This window comes from Haloactinopolyspora alba, from assembly GCF_003014555.1.
In the GTDB taxonomy this organism is placed as follows: domain Bacteria; phylum Actinomycetota; class Actinomycetes; order Jiangellales; family Jiangellaceae; genus Haloactinopolyspora; species Haloactinopolyspora alba.
The window spans coordinates 210301-228420 of the sequence record NZ_PYGE01000008.1; the positions used below are offsets into that span (position 1 = coordinate 210301).

18 protein-coding genes are annotated in these 18120 nt (G+C 72.1%); 12 read left to right on the top strand and 6 right to left on the bottom strand.

The window, feature by feature from the left end; translation table 11 throughout:
• Positions 1–35 precede the first annotated feature (35 nt).
• A complete protein-coding gene (groES, locus tag CLV30_RS13165) occupies positions 36–335 on the bottom strand; it encodes a co-chaperone GroES (RefSeq protein ID WP_240723242.1) in 300 nt (99 codons plus the stop codon).
• A 247-nt stretch (positions 336–582) separates the two neighbouring features.
• On the opposite strand from groES, the gene CLV30_RS13170 reads away from it, so the two are divergent.
• The 3 genes from CLV30_RS13170 to CLV30_RS13180 are packed head-to-tail and all read left to right on the top strand — an operon-like array spanning position 583 to position 3134.
• Positions 583–1533: an ATP-binding cassette domain-containing protein gene (locus CLV30_RS13170; protein ID WP_106537662.1), complete on the top strand. Its 951-nt coding sequence runs from the start codon at positions 583–585 to the stop codon at positions 1531–1533.
• Entirely contained in the window at positions 1530–2291 is a 762-nt protein-coding gene (locus CLV30_RS13175; RefSeq protein WP_106537663.1) for an ABC transporter permease, read from the top strand. The genes CLV30_RS13170 and CLV30_RS13175 overlap by 4 nt, the downstream gene beginning before the upstream one ends.
• A gap of 6 nt (positions 2292–2297) precedes the next feature.
• Positions 2298–3134: a DUF4097 family beta strand repeat-containing protein gene (locus CLV30_RS13180; protein WP_106537664.1), complete on the top strand. Its 837-nt coding sequence runs from the start codon at positions 2298–2300 to the stop codon at positions 3132–3134.
• Positions 3135–3138: 4 nt separating this feature from the next.
• Here the strand turns inward: CLV30_RS13180 and CLV30_RS13185 are convergent, their stop codons facing one another.
• A complete protein-coding gene (locus CLV30_RS13185; RefSeq protein ID WP_106537665.1) occupies positions 3139–6273 on the bottom strand; it encodes an ATP-binding protein in 3135 nt (1044 codons plus the stop codon).
• 285 nt (positions 6274–6558) lie between these two features.
• Here CLV30_RS13185 and CLV30_RS13190 point away from each other — a divergent pair, with 285 nt between their 5' ends.
• The gene (locus tag CLV30_RS13190; protein WP_106537666.1) at positions 6559–7401 is read left to right on the top strand and encodes an SDR family NAD(P)-dependent oxidoreductase; all 843 of its coding nucleotides are present in this window, start codon (positions 6559–6561) and stop codon (positions 7399–7401) included.
• A 218-nt stretch (positions 7402–7619) separates the two neighbouring features.
• On the opposite strand, the gene CLV30_RS13195 is transcribed toward CLV30_RS13190, so the two are convergent.
• Entirely contained in the window at positions 7620–8132 is a 513-nt protein-coding gene (locus CLV30_RS13195) for a TetR/AcrR family transcriptional regulator (RefSeq protein ID WP_205740696.1), read from the bottom strand.
• Between the two features lie 664 nt (positions 8133–8796).
• Here CLV30_RS13195 and CLV30_RS26970 point away from each other — a divergent pair.
• The 4 genes from CLV30_RS26970 to CLV30_RS13215 all read left to right on the top strand — a co-directional run bounded on the left by CLV30_RS26970 (position 8797) and on the right by CLV30_RS13215 (position 10561).
• Complete coding sequence (locus CLV30_RS26970) at positions 8797–9012, top strand: hypothetical protein (protein WP_205740697.1); 216 nt, start codon at positions 8797–8799, stop codon at positions 9010–9012.
• 49 nt (positions 9013–9061) lie between these two features.
• Positions 9062–9367 carry a hypothetical protein gene (locus CLV30_RS13205; RefSeq protein WP_165358547.1) on the top strand — a complete coding sequence of 102 codons (306 nt, stop codon included), beginning with the start codon at positions 9062–9064 and terminating at the stop codon, positions 9365–9367.
• Between the two features lie 61 nt (positions 9368–9428).
• Entirely contained in the window at positions 9429–9713 is a 285-nt protein-coding gene (locus CLV30_RS13210; protein ID WP_205740698.1) for a DUF6412 domain-containing protein, read from the top strand.
• Between the two features lie 116 nt (positions 9714–9829).
• Positions 9830–10561, top strand: a complete 732-nt coding sequence (locus CLV30_RS13215; RefSeq protein WP_106537669.1) for a YidC/Oxa1 family membrane protein insertase — start codon at positions 9830–9832, stop codon at positions 10559–10561.
• Positions 10562–10610: 49 nt separating this feature from the next.
• Here CLV30_RS13215 and CLV30_RS13220 read toward each other — a convergent pair whose 3' ends face one another.
• Entirely contained in the window at positions 10611–11435 is an 825-nt protein-coding gene (locus tag CLV30_RS13220; RefSeq protein ID WP_106537670.1) for a class I SAM-dependent methyltransferase, read from the bottom strand.
• A 65-nt stretch (positions 11436–11500) separates the two neighbouring features.
• On the opposite strand from CLV30_RS13220, the gene CLV30_RS13225 reads away from it, so the two are divergent.
• From CLV30_RS13225 to CLV30_RS13235, 3 genes are all read left to right on the top strand, one after another.
• Complete coding sequence (locus tag CLV30_RS13225; RefSeq protein ID WP_106537671.1) at positions 11501–12109, top strand: TetR/AcrR family transcriptional regulator; 609 nt, start codon at positions 11501–11503, stop codon at positions 12107–12109.
• 45 nt (positions 12110–12154) lie between these two features.
• Positions 12155–15100, top strand: coding sequence for a helix-turn-helix transcriptional regulator (locus CLV30_RS13230; protein ID WP_106537672.1), 2946 nt, complete (start codon positions 12155–12157; stop codon positions 15098–15100).
• Between the two features lie 210 nt (positions 15101–15310).
• Complete coding sequence (locus tag CLV30_RS13235) at positions 15311–16504, top strand: class I SAM-dependent methyltransferase (RefSeq protein ID WP_106537673.1); 1194 nt, start codon at positions 15311–15313, stop codon at positions 16502–16504.
• On the opposite strand, the gene CLV30_RS13240 is transcribed toward CLV30_RS13235, so the two are convergent.
• Positions 16488–17192, bottom strand: coding sequence for a 50S ribosomal protein L11 methyltransferase (locus tag CLV30_RS13240; protein ID WP_170119646.1), 705 nt, complete (start codon positions 17190–17192; stop codon positions 16488–16490). The genes CLV30_RS13235 and CLV30_RS13240 overlap by 17 nt on opposite strands.
• On the opposite strand from CLV30_RS13240, the gene CLV30_RS13245 reads away from it, so the two are divergent.
• Positions 17191–17652, top strand: coding sequence for an NUDIX hydrolase (locus CLV30_RS13245; protein ID WP_106537709.1), 462 nt, complete (start codon positions 17191–17193; stop codon positions 17650–17652). The genes CLV30_RS13240 and CLV30_RS13245 overlap by 2 nt on opposite strands.
• 63 nt (positions 17653–17715) lie before the next feature.
• Here CLV30_RS13245 and CLV30_RS13250 read toward each other — a convergent pair.
• Positions 17716–18120, bottom strand: a 405-nt coding sequence (locus tag CLV30_RS13250; protein ID WP_146154795.1) for a transposase, incomplete at its 5' end; no start/stop codon positions are given.

Genomic DNA, 18120 nt, shown 5'->3' on the forward strand with positions numbered 1-18120 from the left:
GGCGCCGTCACTCACATGACTCGGTGCTCAGTGCGTCACTTCTGGACGACGGCGAGCACGTCACGGGCCGAGAGGATGAGCAACTCGTCGCCGCCGTACTTCACCTCGGTGCCGCCGTACTTCGAGTGCAGAACGACGTCGCCGACGTTCACGTCGACAGGGATGCGCTTCTCACCCTCGTCGTCCCAGCGGCCCTCGCCGACGGCGACGACCTCGCCCTCCTGGGGCTTCTCCTTGGCTGTGTCCGGGATCACGAGCCCGGATGCCGTAGTCTGTTCCACGTCGAGCGGCTTGACCACGATGCGGTCCTCGAGTGGCTTGATGGAGACCGACACTTGTCTGACCTCCCCTTTCGCGGGATGTCGCGCATGCTTGAAGATGGACGGGCCGCTTGCCGCCGCCGTCGCGGGTGCCGGCGACATCGGCCGTTGGCACTCTCATGGTGAAAGTGCCAAACCTCAACCTAGTCGCCTCTTAGCACTCGGTCAAGGTGAGTGCCAGGGAGCCTTCTCACCGTCCGTGTCACCGTCCGTGTCAGCCACGCGTCAGCTCGGTGTCAGCCGGGGTGGCGATGGTGGCGACATGACGAACACAGCGATCGCAGCCTCGGGGCTGCGGAAGGCATTCGGGGACACAATCGTCCTCGACGGCATCGATCTGGACGTCCGCGCTGGCACGGTCTTCTCCCTGCTCGGCCCCAACGGGGCGGGCAAGACCACGGCGGTCAACGTGCTGACCACCCTGATGCAAGCTGACGGCGGGACGGTACGTGTCGCCGGGCACGACATCGCCACCGAGGCCAAGGCGGTGCGCGCGGCGATCGGGGTCACCGGTCAGTTCGCGGCGGTCGACGAGCTGCTGACGGGCCGGGAGAACCTGCAGCTGATGGTGGACCTGAGCCGGACGACGCCCGGCGACGGCAACCGGGTCGTCACCGAGCTGCTGGAGCGCTTCGACCTGGTGGAGTCGGCGAAGAAGCCCGCATCGACCTACTCCGGGGGTATGCGCCGCAAGCTCGACCTGGCGATGACGCTGGTCGGCAACCCGCGGATCATCTTCCTGGACGAGCCGACCACCGGGCTGGACCCGCGCAGCCGCCGCACGATGTGGGAGATCGTCCGTGAGCTGGTGGCCGACGGCGTGACGATTTTCCTGACCACCCAGTACCTGGACGAAGCCGACCAGCTCGCCGACCGGATCGCGGTGCTCGACCAGGGCCGCCTGGTCGCCCAGGGCACCGCCGACGAGCTCAAACGTCAGATCCCCGGGACGCACGTCCGGCTCCGGTTCACCACCGTCGCCGAACTCGACGCGGCTGCGCCGCTCTTCCCCGACTCCACGCGCGACGACGAGGCGCTGGCGCTGCGGATTCCCGGCGACGGCGGGACGAAATCGCTGCGGGCGCTGCTGGACCGGCTCGACGAGCACTCGCTCAGCGCCGAGGAGTTCACCGTGCACACCCCCGACCTCGACGACGTCTTCCTCGCCCTGACGGGCCACACCACGGAGCCGGAAACGGAGGCGGCGACATGAGCGCCACGACGAACAGCAAGTCCCATTCGATGGTGATGTTGCGGCGCAACATCAAACACGTCACCCGGAACCCGACCTCGGTGTTCAACGCGGTCCTGATGCCGGTCATCATCCTGCTGATGTTCGTGTACATGTTCGGAGACGCCTTCGACGTCGGCGTCGACTACGTCGACTACGCGACGCCGGGCCTGATGCTGCTGGCGGTCTGTTACGGGCTGGGAGGCCTGGCGACCGTGGTGAACTCGGACATGACCAAGGGCATCATCAACCGGTTCAAGGTCATGGACGTCTCCCGCGGCGCAGTGTTGAACGGTCACGTCGTCGCCAGTGTGCTGACCAACCTGCTCGCCATCGCGGCGCTCGTCGCAGCGGCCTTCCTGATCGGATTCGACCCGTCGGCGGGTCCGCTCGACTGGCTCGGCGTGCTCGGCATGGTCGTGCTGCTCGGTTTCGCGGCCGGCTGGTTCACCGTCGCGCTGGGCATGGCGGCGAAGTCTCCCGAAACGGCGGGGATCGCCGCCGTGCCGCTGGTCATGCTGCCGTTCTTCAGCAGCGCGATCGTCCCGGCGGAGATGATGGGGCCGGGGCTGCGGCAGTTCGCGGAGTACCAGCCGTTCACGCCGATCATCGAGACCCTGCGCGGGCTGCTGGCCGGCGCACCGTCCTCCGGCGACGCGATCACCGCCATCAGCTGGTGCGTCGGGATCGCTCTCGGCGGCTACCTGTGGGCGTCCGCCACGTTCAGGAAGCGAGCGTGATCCATCGTGACCACATTCACCACGCCAGGCCCCATCTCCGCGATCGTCGAGGTCGCCGGTGCGCGCGTACGGCTCACCGCGAGCGACCGTCCCGACACCGTCGTGCTGGTCGAGCCCATCGATCCGGCGAGCCGGAAGGACGTCAAGGTGGCCGCGGCCACCAGGGTCGAGCTCGCCGACGGTCGGTTGTCGGTCAAGACGACCAAGGCCGGCGACAAGTCGGGCTCCGCCGCCATCACGATCGAGTTGCCCGCCGGATCCGACCTCGCCGCCTACCTGTGGTCCTCGGACGTTCGGGTCGACGGTCCGGTCGGCACCTGTGAAGTGCACATGGCATCGGGTCAGGTGCGGCTGGACCGCGTCGGCGCCTTGCAGGCGAACCTTTCGAGCGGCGAGATCGCGGTCGGTCGCATCGCCGGGCGGGCCGGCGTCCAGGGCGCGACGTTCAAGCTGCGCATCGACGAGGCCGACGGCACCGTCGGGCTCGAGAACGCGGGCGGGCACACCTGGATCGGTCATGCCTCGGGCGACGTCGACATCAGCAGCGGCAGTGGCGACTTCGGCATCGACCGCGCCGACGGCAACGTCGCCGCCACGATCGGCGGAGGCACCGTCCGGGTCGGCCGGATGACCAACGGTCGGGCGAAGCTGATGAACGGCTCGGGAGACATCGAGGTCGGCGTCGGCGAGGGCGCCGCCGTGTCCGTCGATGCCGACAGCGAGCGCGGTGCGGTGCACGACTTCGTGTCCTCGCAGGCAGCGCCGGGCCCGGCCGACGCCAAGGTCTCGGTCCACGCCCGCACGCGGCACGGCGACATCACCGTTCAGCGAGCGGCCGCCTGACCCGTCACGACGCGAGCGTCACCTCGACCAACTCGGACCAGCTCATCTGCGTCCCCTCCCGCGTCACCTCGGCGAACCGCGCGTCGCCGAGGTGACGACGCGCGTCCTGCTCGATCCTCGCCGCATCCGGGTGCGAGCGATCCGGCAGCCCGTGTACGCCGGCGCTGGCCGCGAGCAACCGCGCCGCCTGCTCGTACCGGTCGAGGCGGACAGCCAGGTCCGCGACCCCGACCAGCATGTGGGCCATGACGGGTGGGGCTCCTCCCTCGGACGCCGCCTCCCAGGCGGCCACGCGGTGGGTACGCGACTCGCGGAGATCGTCGGCCAGGTAGCCGAGCAGATCGTGGATCTGTGCGCGGACGTGCGGCCGGTCCGCGGCATCGCCCAGGAGGGTGGTCGCGAGGCCGAGTTGGCGACGCGCCTCCGCCGCGTCGCCACGCAGACGTGCGAGCCCCGCCTTGGCCAGCGCCAGGGCGACCAGCGCGTACGGCCAGGTGACACCTTCGGCGCTCCGCTCGGCCTCGGCGATCGCGGCCGCGCTGGCGTCGTGGTCGCCGTTCAGCCAGTACAGCGGGGCCTGTTGGGTGCGCACCTCGATGACGTCCTCGACGGCGCCGAGCTCGGTGAGCACCGTGACCGCCTGTTCGTAGTACTCGCAGGCGACAGCGAACTCGCCCCGCACAGCGAGTCTGCTCGCGAGCGTGGACAGGGCCAGATAGATCCCGAACCGCTCACCGAGCGTCCGGAACTCCGCGAGCGCCAGCTCCAGCTGGGCCTCGACCTCCCGGCCGCCCTGACCGAACATGGTCCGCATCTTGGCCGCCTGCCAACGAGCCATGGCACGGACCCAGGGGTCGACGCTGTCCAGCAACGACTCGAGCGCGGGAACCGCCTCGTCCGGCGCATTCAGCATGCGTTCCAGCGGGATCGCGAATTCCAGCAGCGGGTTGTCGCTGCTGGACTGCCGGCTGAACCGATACCCCTTGCGGATCCACTCCGCGCCGGTGTGCTCGTCGCCCTGCCCGGACGTCACGAAGAGCACCACCATCCCGTACGCCATCGCCCGGGCGTCGTCGGACGCCTCGCCGGGAACGTTGGCGGCCGCGATCAGCAGCTCGAGGCCCTCGGCCCGACGCCCGCAGAGCCACCAGTACCATCCGGTGGCGGCCGCGAGCCGCATCGCCGCCTGCGCCTCACCGGCTGCGATCGCTCCCCGTAGCGCGGCGCTGAGGTTGTCGTGGTCGGCCTCGAGCGTGGCGAGCCATTCCAGTTGCTCGGCACGGCGCAGATGTGGCTCCGCGGTCTCGGCGAGCTCGGTGAAGAACGCCAGGTGAGCTCCACGGGCCTGATCCGGCTCCCCCGCTTCGGCGAGCCGATCGGCGGCGTACTCCTTGATCGTGGTGAGCATCCGATAGCGCGGGGCGTCATCGCCCTCGGTGACCAGCAGTGACTTCTCAGCCAGCGAGGTCAGCAACTCGAGCACCTGGTCCTGCTCGACGGAGTCGCCGACACAGACCCACTCGGCCGCCTCCAGGCTCGCCCCGCCCGAGAACACCGACAGCCTGCGCAGGACGGTCCGCTCGGCATCGGTGAGCAGCTCCCAGCTCCAGTCGACCACCGCGCGCAGCGTCTTGTGCCGTGGCAGTGCGGTACGGCTCCCGCTGGTCAGCAGGCGGAACCGGTCGTCGAGCCGGTTGGCGAGCTGCTCCACGGTCATGGTGCGCAACCGGGCGGCGGCGAGTTCGATCGCCAGCGGCATTCCGTCCAGGGCCCGGCAGATCCGCACCATCAGCGCCTCGGTGTGTTCGTCGGTGCCGAGATCCTGGCGTACCGCGCCGGCACGATCCCGCAGCAACCGGAGTGCCGGCGAGGACGCGGACTCGGCCCGGCCGGCGCCGGTGGGCATCGCCAGCGGCTCGACCTGCCACAACGCTTCGCCGGTGATACCGAGCGGCTCCCGGCTGGTCGCCAGGATCCGCAGCCGGCGGCACTCCCCGAGGACCCGTTCGGCCAGCGCCGCCACCGACTCGATCACGTGCTCACAGTTGTCCAGGATCAGCAGCATCTCGCGATCGCGGACCGCGGCGACCAGCCCTTCGACGGGGTCCTCGCTCGGTGCCGCGCCGAGCAGCGCGTCCCGGAGCCCGAGCCCGGCCAGCGCCTTCTGCGCCACGTCGCCGTCGGCGCCGATCGGGGCGAACTCGATCAGCCAGGCCCCGTCAGGCAGGCCGCTGCTCAGCGTGCGCGCGGTCTCGGTGGCCAGCCTGGTCTTGCCCGCGCCGCCCGGCCCGATCAGGGTGGTCAGCCGGTGCTCCCCCACCAGCCCGCGGACCGCGGCGACGTCAGCGTCGCGGCCGACGAAGCTGGTGAGCTCGGCCCGCACGTTGGTCGTGCGGGTCTCCTCCCGCTGCCCCACCTCGCCCCGCAGCAGCGCGACGTGCAAGGCCGACAGCTCCGGCGAGGGGTCGACCCCCAGCGCATCGGCCAGGGCCTCCCTCGTGCGCTCGTACACGACCAGCGCCTCGCTGCCGCGACGGGCCGCGGCGAGAGCACGCATCAGCGCGGCGACCAGCCGTTCGCGCAGTGGATGCGCCGCCACCAGGTCGGTCAGCTCCGGAACGAGCTCCGCCGCGTGGCCGAGGCTGATCTCCGCCTCGAACCGGTCCTCCACGGCCGTCAGGCGCAGCCCCTCGAGCCTGGTGACGGCCGCGTCGAACGCGGCGCTGTCATGCAGACCGACGTCCTCCATGGCCGCGCCGCGCCACAACGCGAGTGCCTCGCGCAGCAGCGGCGCCTTCCGTGCGTCCTCGTCCTCGCGGGCCCGGCCGACGAGGCGTTCAAACCGGGCGGCGTCCACGACATCGGGGTCCACCGCCAGCCGATAGCCGTCGGTCCGCCCCTCGACCGATCCTTCCGGCAGCACCTTCCGCAGCCGCGAGACCAACCGTTGCAACGAGTTCGCCGCGTCGGAGGGCGGGTGCTCGCCCCAGATCCAGTCGACCAGCCTCCCCTTCGGGACGACGTGCCCCGGTTCGAGCGCGAGGGCGATCACCAGCGCGCGCAACCGCGCGCCCGGCACGTCGGCCAGGACGCCGTCGTCCGTGCGCACCTCGAACGGTCCGAGCACGCCGATCTGCATCGGGCCGATTGTGCCAGGACTCGGCCCGTCCCGATCGTCGACGCTGCGCAGTCAGGGCCCGGTCCACCAGTTCGCCGGGTGCCTTCCACGCTTGAGCGGGATGCCGATCCCGTTTACAATCCAGCATAAGCGGGATCGTCATCCCGATTCCGGTCCGTATGTGCGGCCTCGTCTCGACGCGCGGCACGACGCCGTCGCCTCCGAGCAGGCCGCCGAGCAGCAAGAACGGCGCACCCGTGCGCCGGCCGAACTCGACCGTCCGCCTCGCGACCAAGGAGCGATATCATGGACCGTTCTCCAGCGGTGCTCGTCACCGGATCATCCTCCGGGATCGGACGGGCGAGTGCTCTCGCCTTGGCCCGAGCGGGTCTGCCGACGTGGGCGTCAGCGCGCCACCCCGAGAAGCTCGCAGATCTGGCTGCCGCAGGGTGCCGGACGCTCCGGCTGGATGTCACCGACGACGCCTCCATGGTGGCGGCGGTCAGGTCCGTCGAGTCCGAGCACGGGGCGGTCGGGGCGCTCGTCAACAACGCCGGATACACCCAGATCGGCGCGTTGGAGGATCTTCGGCCCGAAGCTCTGCGGCGGCAGTTCGACACCAACGTCTTCGGGCCCGCACGCCTGTGTCAGCTCGTGCTGCCCGGCATGCGCGCGCAGCATGCGGGCACGATCGTCAACGTCGGCTCTGCCGCCGGCCTCGTCACCCCACCGGCGTCCGGTGCGTACAGCATGTCGAAATATGCGATCGAGGCGCTCAGCGACGCCCTCCGGCTCGAGGTCGCGCCCTTCGGGATCCGCGTCGTCCTCGTGGAGCCTGGAGCCGTCCGGACCGACTTCATCGACACGGGCCGCGCGAAGATCCCCGAGGGCGGCACCGGTGCGTACGACGCGTTCGTGCGAAACGTCGTCGCCATGACCGAGCGCGCGCACCGGCCAGGAGCGAGGGGCGTCCTCGCCGCCGACGACGTCGCCACCGCGATCGTCGACGCCGTCACCTCGCGGCGTCCGCCGACCCGCTACCGGCTCGGGGCTCAGGCCCGAATCATGCCCAAGCTGCGTCGTGCCACCGGAGACCGGCTGTGGGATCGCCTGATGCTCCGGATGGCACCGTTCGCGGACGGCGCGTAGTACGTCACGTGGTCGGATCCGTCGTCTGGGTGCCGATGACGCTCAGGAGCTGCAGCGCGGACAGGTCCCCGTGGCCGCGGCATCCGCCGCCGCGAGCCTGGGACCGGAAGGCATCCGGGTCAACGCCATCGCGCCCGGGACGACCGTCACCGGCTCGGTTCTCCGCCTTGACGGCGGCTTGGGGGCATAGCCGCCGGCTGCTGCGGCCTCGGGCCGCTTCAGCTGTGCGCGCGCAGCCCCTGGACGGTGATCTCCAGGACGCGGCGGCGCGCGTCCGGATCCGTGCTGTCGTCGCGCGCCAAGCAGCCCGCGATCAGCGCTTTCACGTCGTCCACGTCGATGTCGTCGCGGACGTCCCCGGCCTCCTGCGCCGCGCGCAGAAGGCTGCCGAGCGAGCGCTTGATGTCGTATCCGGCGCGCGCCGCGGCCTCCTCGACGTCGTAACCGAGCTGAGAGAGTGCGCCGGCAAGCCCGTAGTCCACCGAGGCCTGGTCGACCATGTGCGCGAAGTACGCGAAGAAGGCCGGACCGGGCTCGAGCCGCTCCGCGAGCGCTGCCGCCTCCGTCTCGAGCTTCTCGATCTTGTCTTGGACGATCGCGTCGTAGAGCGCTCGCTTTGTCGGAAAGTGCCGGCTGACAGTGCCGGTGCCGACGCCGGCGCGCCGCGCGATCTCGGCGACGGTCACGCCGGGGCCGTCAGTCGCGAACGCCTCGGTTGCGGCAACCAGCACGCGTTCCCTGTTGCGCCTCGCATCGGCTCGCACGCTGCCCGCCCCTCCGTCTTCCCTTCGAGACCTTCACATCCGGGACGGCCATCCCGTATAGTAAAAGCGGGACGCCCGTCCCGCACAAGCCTACCCACGAAGCCACGCACGGGGCGCACCGCGCCGCCACGCGCGCCAGACGAGGAGGTCTCATGCCCGGCCGCCATCTCCCCCGGCACCCGGGACGTCTCGAACTCGTCGCGGCGAAGGCACAGCCATGACGTCGGTGGTGATGACCGGTGGCACGTCCGGCATCGGCGCCGTTGCGGCCCAGAGCCTCGCGGCCACCGAGGACGTCCACGTCGTACTCGGAGCGCGCCGGCCCGGGCCGGCCGGTGTGCCGGTCGAATCACTCGACCTGTCGAGCATGCACAGCAGGACCCTGACCTCGACGGCGATTCGAGGAAGGCCGGTGGACGTGCCTACGCGGCATCCAAGCTGTGCTCCGTCCTGACGGCGCGGGCGCTCGCCGCACGTCCGATCGCCGCGACTCGTGGCATCTGCGCCGTCGCGTACGACCCGGGATCCACGCCCGGCACGGACCTCGCCCGTGACGGCTCCGCCGCCCTGTGGTTCGCGTCGTGGCTCTTCAGCAGCCCGTTGGGACGCGCGGTAACCCCGGTTCTCCGACGTGGACGTCGCCGGTCGGACGCTGGCCGGCCTCGCCTTGCGCCGGCACCGCGCACCTTCGGGCCGCGTCTACGCCGCACTCCGCCGTGGCGCTCTCACCTGGCCCGACCCATCCGAACTGGCTTTGGACGACGACGTGATGGCCAGGCTCTGGGCGGACAGCGCCCGTCTCGCCGGCGTGCCGGACGGCACCGGAGGCGGACTCGAAGGGTACTGAATGATCACGGACGTCGTCGACAAGGATCCGAAGGGGTGCCGCTGTGCTCGTGACCGTCGCTCTCGCGTTCGTCGCCGGCTTCATGATCGGCAACGGACTGCCGTACTACCTCGAGGGGAGCGCCGGACGTGGTGCCAACCCGTCGCCGTTCCCGGATTCCCCGCACGCCGCCGTCGCCGTCGGAACGATCGCGATTGCCGTCGGGGCCACCTGCGCGTGGCTGGCGGACATCCCCGCGCGCCCCGTGGCCGGCGGCGTGGCTTTCGGGCTCGGATGGCTCGCCGTCGGGATGATCCACGCCGGCAACTGGACCGGCGACCCGTGGCGCAAGCGGGCTCGGACGACGGAGCCGTGACGACGACGGTCGCGCTCGGCCGGGGGTAATCTGGAGTATCTCCCGACCACCGGAGGCTCAGGTGCTGTTCGCGCTCACGGCGACGTTCGTGGCACTGTTCGGCGCCGGTCCCGGCGCCGCGGTCCCCGGTGGGCTGACCGCCGGCGTGTTGTCGGTGGCGGTAGTGGTCCTGGTCGCCGCCCTGCTGGTGCGGGTCGCGCCCGCGGTCCGGGGTACCGACGCCACCGTCCGGTCGCGGTCGCTGCGCCGTCACGCCGCACGCCTGGGCAGGATCGTCGTCCGCGATCCCGACGCGCCCGGCCGCCCTCGGCCGCGAGCACCGGGACGCATGGTCGTCTCCGCGTAGCGGCGCCGGCCACCTCGACTTCTCCCTCGACTCTCTCCTTCGGGCCGTAGGCCGCATCTGCCGCGGAGACGCACCCGTGTGCCGTCGTCCCGCCGCACCGAAGGGCTCATCCACGCATGTACACGTTCGGTCCTGTCGCGTTTCTCGTTGGTCTCGTCTCCTCGGTCGTCACCGCCCTCGTCGGGTTGCTGTCCCCGCTGGCCGGTGCCGCCGCGCCCGCCCTGTCCGTCGTCGTCCTGACCCTGCTCGTCCGAACCGCCCTGGTGCCCGTCGGCTGGAGCCAGGTGCGCGCCGAGTTCACCCGCCGCCGGCTGGCGCCCCGGCTGGCCGATCTGCGCCGCACGTACGGTGACCGCCCGCAACGGCTCCGCGAGGAGACCATGCGGCTGTACCGCGACGAGGGCACGTCGCCGCTGGCCGGCTGTCTGCCGGCGTTGCTGCAGGCGCCGGTGTTCCTCGCTGTCTACGGCCTGTTCCTGTCGCCGGAGGTGCACGGCGAGCCGAACACCCTGCTGGCCGGGACGGTGTTCGGCGTGCCGCTGGGAGAGCGTCTCATGGCGGCCGCCGGCGACCCGGTCGCGGTCGCGCTGTTCGCCGGGCTCGGCCTCGCACTGGGGGTCGTCGCCTGGCTGCAGCGGCGGACCACGCCGCCTGCGCCCGTCGAGCCCGAGACCGAGGCGGCGGAGACGATGCAGCGAGTGACCGGTGTGCTGCCGTTCCTCGTGGTGGTTGCGGTTCCGGTGGTGCCGCTGGCCGCGGTCGTCTACCTGGTCACGACGACGACGTGGACGCTGGTCGAACGCGTCGTCCTCCGCCGCGTGCTGGCGACGAGGCAACCGTCGACCTGACCTGCATGTGATGGTGGTGCGTCCACCGGCGCTGGTGAACGCACCACCATCACAACCGAACCCGCACGGCGGTCACGGCCAGCGTGGTGTAGTGCATCGTGAACCGTCCGCCCAGGGCGTTGATGGCGCGCCCGACCGCGTCCAGGATCTCGGCCAGCTGGTCGGGCTCGAGCCGGGTGAGGCCGCCGGTGGTGGGCAGCAGGTCCAGCCACTGGTCCCGTGTGTAGGACCGCTGCCAGTCGTAGCGCCACTGTTCGGGCTCGTCGAAGCGTTCGGTCGCACGGATCCTGTCGGCGAACGTCGCGTATGCGGACTGGTAGGCCTCGAGCGGACGCCGGGCCTGCTGATCGTTCAGCGGGGAGTCGGGCGCTACTCGCCGGAACGCGGCGGCGAACGGCTCGGCCACCTCGACCGGCGGCTCGAACACGTGCCCGAAGACCGCCAGCCGCCCGTTCGGGCGCAGCACCCGGCCCGCCTTCGCGGCACCCTCGGCCGGGTCCACCCAGTGCCACGACTGGGCGGCGACGACGGCGTCGAACGTCCGGCCGGCCGGCTGCCACGCTTCGAACGTCGACACCTCGACCGGCAGGCTGTGTGCTCGGGCGACATCGGCCATCCGCGCGTCGGGCTCGACACCGAGCACCGCGCACCCGGCGGCCCGGAACTGGCGGGCCGCGATACCCGTGCCGCAGCCGACGTCGAGCACGTCGGGTCCGGGGCTCCCGGCGGCGATCCGCGCCACGAGCGCCTCTGGGTACCGCGGTCGAGCCTGGTCGTAGCGCTGCGCGTCCGCGCCGAACGACTCGGCCGTACGCCGGGCTCGGTGCATCTCGACAGGAGACGTTCCGGGCTGCTCGGGCGGTAAAGTGGGCATGTGGTCACTCTAGTGGGCATGCGCCCACTAGACAATCGACACCCGACCGACGAGAGGATCGCCCAGTGCCGACCGGGGTGCACCTTCAGGACGCGCGCCAGCAACTGTTCGACGCTGCCGAACGCGTGTTGTTGCGCGAAGGGCCGAGCGCGTTGACCGGCCGGGCCGTCACCGACGAGGCGGGCTGCGCCAAGGGCGTCCTGCACCGGCACTTCAGCGACTTCGACGCCTTCCTCACCGACCTCGTCCTCGACCGGGCCGCGCGGCTCGAACAACAGGTGAGTGCGTTGCGCGAGTCCGCCGGCACCGGCACGGTGGCCGACAATCTCACCACCGCGCTGACCACTCTGTTCGGGCCGGTCCCCGCAGCGATCATCCCGCTGATCACCTTCCGGGACGAGCTGCGCGCCCGGCTGCGGCGAGCCATGCCCGGCGGCGGCATCGCCGTCCTCTCGCAGGCCTCGGCCGCGGTCTCGGCCTACCTGGCCGACGAGCGCGACCTGGGCCGCATCGCACCAGACGCCGACATCGACTCACTCACCCTCTCGCTGGTCGGGGGCGGGCACCTCCTGTCGGCGGACCCGGATCCCGGCCCCGGCTCGCCGAGCCCGGCAACCGTGCACAGGCTCGTGACGACGGTGGTCGCCGACGTCGTACAGCGCCGGCCGGGGTAGCACCGCAGGCTTGCGCAGCGCTGACCCGGCGCGAGATCATCACGCATGGTTCAGCTCCCGCCGGCGATCGACGTCAGAGATCCGCCAGCGGTGTCCACGCCGGAGTTCGTGGGCCGTGACCGCCAGGTGGCGTCGCTGGTGGACGCGCTGTCCCGGCCACCCGCGCTCGTACTGGTGGAGGGCGAGGCCGGCATCGGCAAGAGCCGACTGCTGCAGGAGTCGCTCGCTGCCGCCTCGCCGCTGCGGCCGAACGCGCTGGTGTCGGTGTGCCCGCCGCTGCGCGACTCGTTCACGCTCGGCCCCATCGTCGACGCGTTCCGCGGGACCAGCCCGCGGGTGCCCGACCTGGCGCTCACCGAACTGGCCGGTGCGCTGCGGCCGTTGTTTCCGGAATGGTCGGCGGACCTGCCGCCCGCGCCGGAGTCGCCGGGCGATGCCAAGGCCGCGCGGCACCGGCTGTTCCGCGCGCTCGACGAACTGATCCGCGCTCTCGGTGTCGATCTGCTCGTGGTCGAGGATGCGCACTGGGCGGACGAGGTGACGCTGGAGTTCCTGCTGTTCCTCACCTCCCGCCAGCAGACCGGTGGGCCCAACCTGGTGGTCACCTACCGGCCCGAGGAGGTGGGCGACCGGTCACTGCTGTTGCGGCTGTCGTCGCGGATACCGGCCGGCGTCACCCAGCTGCGGCTCAGTCTGGCGCCGCTCGACCGAGCCGGGACGGCGACGCTCGTGTCGTCCATGCTGGCCGGCGAGCCGATGTCGGCGGAGTTCGCCGCGTTCCTGCACGAGCGCACCGACGGCATACCGCTGGCCGTGGAGGAGTCGGTGCGTCTGCTCTGCGACCGCGCGGACCTGGTGTTCCGCGCCGGGCAGTGGGTGCGGCTGAGCCTGAGCGAGCTGCAGGTGCCGCCTACGGTGCGCGACTCGACCCGGGAGCGGGTCGGGCGGTTGTCGCCCGCCGCGCAGCGGGTGCTGCGAGCCGCGGCGGCCCTCGCCGAGCCGTCCGGGGAGGACACGCTGGCGGCCACTGCCGGCCTGGAAACACCGGTGTGCCGGGACGGAGTCACCGAGGCAGCGGCGGCCGGGATGCTCGACGGGGACGACCGCGGCCGGTGGCGGTTCCGCCACATGCTCGCGGCGACCGCGGTTCACGAGGCCATGCCTCCGGCCGACCGGCGAGAGATGCACCTGCGCGCCGGCCGGGCGCTGGCGGAGTTCGACCCGCCGCCGGTCGCACAGCTCGCGCGGCACTTCCGCGAGGCCGGCGTCGCCACGCTGTGGGCGTCGTACGCCGAGCAGGGCGCGCAGCGAGCGATGGCCTCCGGCGACCACACCGCCGCGGTCGTCCTGCTCCACGACCTGCTGTCCGCCGCGGAACTGCCCGCGCCGGACCGAACCCGGATCGCGCGCGCTGCCGCGCTGGCGGCCCTGGGCCGCCGGGAGCCGGTCGACGAGCTGCACCATCACCTGGTCCGGACGCTGCGGGACGTGCTCGACTCGGGCGGTCTCACGGACCGGCAGCAGGCGGAGATCCGCAACCCGCTCGGCCGGTTGCTGATCAACGGCGGTGAGGCCGAGGCCGCGCTGAACGAGCTCGAACAGGCCGTCGCGCACCTCGACCACGATCCGGTGGAGGCGGCCCGAGCGATGACCTACCTCGGCTGGGCTTATGCCGGCCCGTGGCCGGCGTCGACACATCTGCGCTGGCTGCGCCGCGCGGCCGAGCTCACCCCCGGCATCAGCAGCGCCGCCGACCGGTTGTCGCTGGCCGGCAACCGCGCGGCCGCGCTGCTGATGCTCGGCGAGGAGGAGGCCTGGGACGTCGTGGCCGAGATCCCGGACAGCGGCGCGACCCCGGCCGAGCGCCTCGACCTGGCCCGCATCAACGCCAACATCGGAACCGGGGCGCTGGTCTGGGGCCGGTACGCGCAGGCGCACAGACACCTGGAAGCAGCCATGACGTTCGCCGAGACCGAGCAGGCGGAGCGGCTGCGCTACAACATCCTGCTCGAACAGGCCAACCTCGACTGGTTCACCGGCCGGTGGGACGAGCTTGCCCAGCGTGCGGAGGCGCTCACCGAGTCCAACAGTGACCGGCTGAGCCTCTACCTGGCCGGCGTCAGGCTGGCCGCCCGGCTGTCCGCTGCCGCCGGTCGACGGCGAGAGGCCGAGGAGCGGTTCCAGCTCGTGCTCGACGAGGCCGCCCGGCTCGGCGCCGCCGACGACACCGTGGAGGCGGCCGCGGCACTGGCCCGGATCCGGCTCGCGGACGGGCAGATCGACCGGGCGCTACGGATCACCGACGAGCCGATGCGCACGGTCCAGGCGAAGGGCGTGTGGGTGTGGGCGAGCGAGATCGCCCCGGCGCGCGTCGAGGCGCAGGTCGCTGCCGGACGGGCCGAGCAGGCGGCGAGGCTCACCGACCGGTTCGCACGAGGGCTGCGTGGCCGCACCGCGCCCGGCCCGCGCGCGGCGCTCGCGGTGTGCCGCGCGCTGCTGGCGGTGGCGGACGGCGACCACGCCCGCGCGGGCACCGGCTTCGCGCGCGCCGCGCGGGCCTGGGACACGCTGCCGCGGCCGTACGATGCGATGCTCGCCCGCGAGCGGCGGGCCGAGGCGCTGCTCGCGGCGGGACGGGGCCGGCAGGGACGCGAGTTGCTGGCCCAGGTGTACGAGCACCTGTTCCGGCTCGGTGCCCGTGGTGACGCCGACCGGGTCGCGCAGCGGCTCCGCGAGCACGACGCCGTGGTGCCGCGCCTGTGGCGGGGCGGCCGGCACGGGTACGGCGACCGGCTCTCGCCGCGCGAACTCGAAGTGGCGCGGCTGGTCGTCGCCGGCAAGACCAACCGCGAGATCGGCCGGATCCTGGCCAAGTCGCCGGCGACCGTCGACCAGCAGCTGCGCTCGGCGATGCGCAAGCTGGGGGTGTCGTCCCGGACCGCGCTGGCGGTCACGGCGGTGGAGTCCGGCGTGTTCTCCGCGGACGAGTGAGCCGCGAGCGTGAGGGTGTGGGACGCGTGAGGGCCGGCCAAGGTTCGGACGGGCATCGGCGAGCGAGCCACCAGCGCACGGACGCGTGAATCGAGTGCGGCGTGGGACGCCGGCCAGGGTTCGGACGGGCATCGGCGAGCGAGGAACGAGCGAGCCGCGGGCGGGGCCGGCGGCTCACGCCGTACTCCCCATCCGTGCGAGGGTGCTGGGGTGGATCTGGACGCCGTACGCGCCCTGCTGACGACGGACGGCGCGACGTTGCTCGCCGAAGCGACACGCCGCTACGGCGTCGAGGACGAGTTCGCGCTGGGAACCCGGTTGCGGCGCGACCATCCGCCGGAGCTCGTCGCCGCCGCGCTCACTCAGGCCCGGCTGCGCGCCCGCGCGGCGGACAAGTTCGACGCCGGCGACGCCGCTCGCATGCTGTTCACCGTGGACGGCTACGAGCAGGCCACCCGTGCCGCCGTCGCCGGGCACCGCGCGGCGCGGATGGCCGCGACCCTGGGTGCCGGCGCGGCCGTGGCCGACCTGTGCTGTGGCATCGGCGGCGACCTGATCGCCACCGCACGGGCCGGTCTCGACGTGACCGGCGTCGACGACGACCCGGTCACGGCGGCGGTGGCGGGTGCGAACGTCGCGGCCCTCGGGCTGGAGCGCACAGCGCGGGTCGTCGAGGCGGACGTCACAACGGTCGACCGTTCGCCGTTCGCCGCGGTGCTGTGCGACCCGTCCCGTCGCGGCGGGCGCGGGCGCACGTTCGACCCGGACGCCTACACGCCGCCGTGGGCGTTCGTCCGCACCCTGCTGAGCGGCACCGCCTGCGTGAAGGTCGCGCCCGGAATCCCGCACGAGCGGGTTCCCGCCGCGGTCGAGGCGGAGTGGGTGTCCGACCGGGGCGAGTTGAAGGAAGCCGCGTTGTGGGCCGGCGATCTGAGCGGATCCGGCGTGACGCGGCGCGCCACGCTGCTGCCCGGCGGTGACACGCTGACCGACGCGGACGATCCGGGCCCGGCCGAGCCTCGTCCGCCCGGACGCTACCTGTACGAGCCGGACCCGTCGGTGATCCGCGCCGGCCTCGTCACCGCCGTGGCCGGCCTCGTCGACGGCTGGCAGCTCGACCGGACCATCGCCTACGTCAGCGCCGACCGGCCGGCGCCGACACCGTTCGCGCGCGGCTACGAGATCACCGACACGCTGCCCTACGACGTGAAGGTGCTGCGCCGGTATGTCCGCGAGCACGGCATCGGGGTCGTGACGGTGAAGAAGCGCGGCGTGGACGTCGTGCCGGAGAAGCTGCGCGCCGCCGTCCGGCCCCGCGGAGACGGCGTCGTCACGTTCGTGGTCACCCGCGTCGCCGGCCGGGCCGGCGTCCTGGTGGCCCGGCCGGTCACGCCGGCCGGCTGAACTCCAGGACGTCCACCCGGGCACGCAGGCCCGGCAGCAGCCGACGCCACGCGGGATCGTGCTCGAGCTCGGCGGAACCGAACACCCGCGGTTCGTCCCAGCCGAGCTCGAGCAACCCGCGCAGGGCCGCCGGCAGGTCCAGGACCGAGGTCGCCGTGGTCCGCACCGTCGACGCGCTCGTGTGCGCCAGCACGAGACGCAGCCCGTCGAACCCGTCGCGCCCGCCGCCGTCGTGCAGATGAAGCACCTCGGCGTCCACGTCGGCCAGCACCTCGGCCGGGCGCTGGGGTGGGTTCACCGCCAGCACGTCCGCGTGCATCGGCGCCAGCAGCCGCCAGTCCGCCTCCCAGAACGTCAGCCTGGAGCGCGCCTCGACTCCGAGGACACTTTCGACGTTGGCGGCGGTGTCCGCCAGCGACGCGGGGTCGGTGTCCTGCGCGACGACGTGCTCGGCGCCGGCCGCGAGCGCGGCCAGTGTCACGAGGCCCGCACCGCAGCCGGCGTCGACGACCACTCTCCCGCCGGTGTCACCGAGCGTCGAGGCCAGCAGCGCCGAGAACGTCGACGGCCGGTGGACGCCGGGACTCGTCACGAGCGAACGGCCCACGTCCGCCCAATGGCTCGGGTCGTGGTGTCGACCGTGACCGGAGGCGACCATGTCGTCGGGGTGCGGCACACTGTTCGGCATGTCGGGCCAACGTAGCGCGGGCATCCTGCTGTTCCGTCGCACAGGCGGTGACGTCCAGGTCCTGCTGGGCCACATGGGCGGGCCGTTCTGGGCGCGGCGCGACTCCGGCGCGTGGTCGGTGCCGAAGGGCGAGTACGGCGAGGACGAGACTGCGCAGGCCGCGGCGCGGCGCGAGTTCGCCGAGGAGCTGGGGCTGCCCGTTCCCGACGGCGAGCTGGTCGAGCTCGGCAGCGTCCGCCAGTCCGGCGGGAAGACGGTGACGGTCTGGGCGCTCAAGGGCGACCTGGACCCGGCCTCGGTCACGCCGGGGACGTTCGAGCTGGAGTGGCCGCGCGGCTCCGGGCGCGTCCAGCGGTTCCCCGAGGTTGACCGGGTCGAGTGGTTCACGCCGGCAACCGCACGCGAGAAGATCGTCTCCGGGCAGCGCCCGTTCCTCGACCGCCTCCTCGACCTCACATGATCCGCTCCGCAAAAATGACCACGTTCACCATGGAAATTCCGGCTGTTGTGACTGATCCGTGGGTCAGGTTCGGCCTGGGAGGTTGGGGCGGTAGCCGCCGAGGTTGAGCATGGTGAGGGCGATGAGGGGTTCGGGGCCGTGGAATCCGAAGGCGACTCGGGTGAGGAGTCGGATTTTGGTGTTGACTGACTCGACGATGGCGTTGGACATCCGTTCGGTGAGTGTTGCGTGGATCGCGGGTAGGTGGCGGCGGATCTTGCGGCCGAGGACGACGAAGACGTTGATCCGGCTTCGGCTGGCCCAGGCGAGCCATTGTTGGAGTGCCTGTTTGCCTTGTTCGCCTTTGACTTTGAAGACGTGGCGTAGGCCTTCCTTGAGCAGGTAGGCGCGGTGGAGCTTGGGGCTGGTGGCCGCGATCCATTCGAGTTTGGCGCGTTGGTTCTCGGTGAGGTCCTCGGGGTTCTTCCA